At 45.7% G+C, this 2,947-nt stretch carries 1 protein-coding gene; it reads right to left on the reverse strand.

Annotated features, from left to right (window positions below):
• Nucleotides 1-124 precede the first annotated feature (124 nt).
• The gene (locus LC586_RS40140) at nt 125-2,833 is read right to left on the reverse strand and encodes a plasmid replication protein, CyRepA1 family (protein WP_229491328.1); all 2,709 of its coding nucleotides are present in this window, start codon (nt 2,831-2,833) and stop codon (nt 125-127) included.
• Nucleotides 2,834-2,947: the final 114 nt, after the last annotated feature.

Below are 2,947 nucleotides of genomic sequence, written 5' to 3' on the forward strand. Positions count from 1 at the left end.
TGTAATTGATGGTATTCAAGCTAGGGGAAAAAAAGGAAACTACAGTACGGAGCGTATCAAATTCAACTCCAATTCTTCAGGTTAAATTTTTGTTACATACTTATAAATTTTTCCACCCACCTACTTAAATTTTCACCTGTTCACCACGCTTGCCCTGTTTGCGGGAGGTCAACTTTAGCCCCAGCTGTTCTATAAGAGTGCCTAGCAACCAAATGGGTTTACACTCACTGGGGACAGTAAACCCAAGAATTGCTTTAACGTGAGCTGCACAATTCTTAGCGATCGCCGTCATATTTATTAAGTCTGGGTCGCTGGCATTAACTTCGCCACCGGCAACTAGGCGCTCAAGGATCTGATGTAACCCCAAGTTGAACCGTGCCAGCCACCGTGCCGAGTAATTCCCCCAGTCCATACAGAGAGCAAGCTTTTCTCGTTCAGCACGATCTTTATCCGTAACAAGTTTTGGAGGTTCTGGGTATTCTCTGCCCCGAAGATCATCAATAATTACTCCCTCTGGCTTTGATAAAATGGCTTCAAGGGAAGCTAAGGCTTTGATTAATCGACCGCCATTATCGAGTTCGACTAGTTCCGGGGTAACGTCGATGCCGTAAGAGTCAGAGATCCGAAATTTCTCGTTCTCATTTACTTCTTTGGGAGTGAGGTAATCTTTACTCCTACGGGCGCGATACTCACTCGCTGTAATATCCCCCGCCTTGGCAACAGCCGAATAATGGGCAGTGGACAAAGCCGCAGCCGCATTTTTCATCCGTTCAGTAGATTGGTCATCATCGTCACTGCCCACTGAGATAAAAGTATTACCCATTTCGGTGAGGAGCGATCGCAAATCATCACGCAGATTATTGAGAGAATAGTTACGGTTAGCTAGAATCTGACAATAAGCCTCTAGCGCCCAATCTTTTTCAGCTCCCCGCTTACCCGTTTGGCGGTGAATGCGAATTAGAAAAGCCGTCATTTCGTTCGATTGCAGGAGTCGTTCTTTAATCTTGGTAGCATTAGTTTCGGCATAACCAAAGGGAGGACGCGGGGCTACCCAAACGTGAAAGGGAACTTTATGGCGATAGCGGTAAAGTTGCTGGGCGCATTCAGTAGCAGTTTGGGAAACTCCATGAAACACACCGAACACCAAATCAAAATGATACTCCGAAATATCTACACCAGTTCCTAGACTGGGAGAGGTGAACAAAGCATCGAGGTTTTTGACGGCGTTGGTGATATCTTTGATGAAAGCGACGTTTTCATCACTGCCTGAATTGTCAGAGTGAACAGACCAGATGCGTAGTTTTGGCGGATGTATACCAATGTCAGTGCTGTTTTGAGAATGTGTGACTTTTTCCCCGTAGCCTGGCTCCGGCAACTCTTCATATATTTGCACAGTCAGCGATTGTTCAAGTCTCTTAATAAAACGCTTAGAGTCAGAAACCACCATGATTTTCTGTCCGCTCATCAACGCTGCCGAGATTTGGGCAACTAGTGCAGAAGAATTATTCCCCTCGTACCAGTAGATTGTGCGATCTCCATTTCTCCATTCGTTTTTAATGATGTAAGGAACTTCGCCCTCTGGTCGCATGGAGCGAAAGAAGTCCACCGTTAAATCATCCATGTGTGCATCGGCGATGACAACCAGTGGCGCATTGTATACTATATATTCCAGGACTTCGAGTATGGCTGCGCGATGCTCCTTGCAAGTATTACTATGCAGTAAATGAACTAAGTATTGGCAAGCTTCATCAATAAAGATGCAGCCGTACTTATTGCTCTGGGTATTCAGTTTATGCAAGCTGTCAATAGTAATACTAAGAGCTTGGGCTTTGGCTAAACCTGTGTAACCCAAGTCAGAGTACATGGCAGTTTGGAGTCGTTGGGCAAGATTTTTGAGCAGATTAACGCGATGCCCGTTGTTGAGGAACCGCGCGTCAGGGTTTTGGTCACGCCACCAGCGCATGAGTTGGGTTTTCCCAGTGCCCATGTCGCTCCACAGTACGACTAATCCGAGTTCGGGAAAACGGAAGGACTTTTTTGGGTAAGGGGTAAGGGGTAAGGGGGAAAGGGAGTCAGAATCTATTAACTCAACATTTCCCCTTGACCCTTTAACCTTGACCCAGCCCGTAGGGCTAATATTTGGAGTGAACAATTTTTCAAGTGCTAGATCATAAAGTTGTTGCTGTGATGAGCATTTTTCCTCTAAGTCAGGAATGAACAGAGCTTGGGTCAAATATTTCACATTGACTGTGACATCGGGCTGGTACTTGCTCAATCCCCATTTCTTAGCCCGATATGAACGTTGGTAATCAAAAAGTGATTTGGCATCATCTATGATTGCAGTCAGTAGGGTATCAGCATCTTTGCCGCGACCAACCACGAAATCATCAACACCCTTTTCTGGGCCTGGCAGTAATGCAACAACACATTCACACCCAGCCGATTCAATTGCTCTGCCAGTCCGCATTGTTGCTTGAAAAACTGACCAACGGGTGTTGGCTTTGGTTTCGTAGTCGAATAGTATAATGAACTTGCGTCCCGCCTGAGCCATTGGTACTAAGTCAGGATGCAACCGTTCATCAAAATCTTGTTTGCCGACGCGCCCGTTCCAAATTCCAGGGAGTGCGATCGCAACAAACCCCAGACTCAGCAAGCAAGCGGCTTTCTTCTCACCCTCGCATAAGATAATGGGAATCTCTGGATGCTGTTTCACCCACTCCCAAAATATTAGCGGATTTAGTTTGTCGAGTAAGCGTAGCGCCACTCGGGAATGATAACGCTTAATTAGATAGCGTTTTGCAACTTTGTCCCAAATGGGGTTCTGACTTTTCACGGGATGTGGAAAAGAAAAAGTGGTTCGCGATGGTCTGTCGCGAACCACTGACTATTCTTTATTATATTTGGAAGTTTCTTCGACTAAATCTTTTAAACCCTGTTTGAGAGCCTC

The sequence above is a fragment of the Nostoc favosum CHAB5714 genome (assembly GCF_020829495.1).
GTDB lineage: Bacteria > Cyanobacteriota > Cyanobacteriia > Cyanobacteriales > Nostocaceae > Nostoc > Nostoc favosum.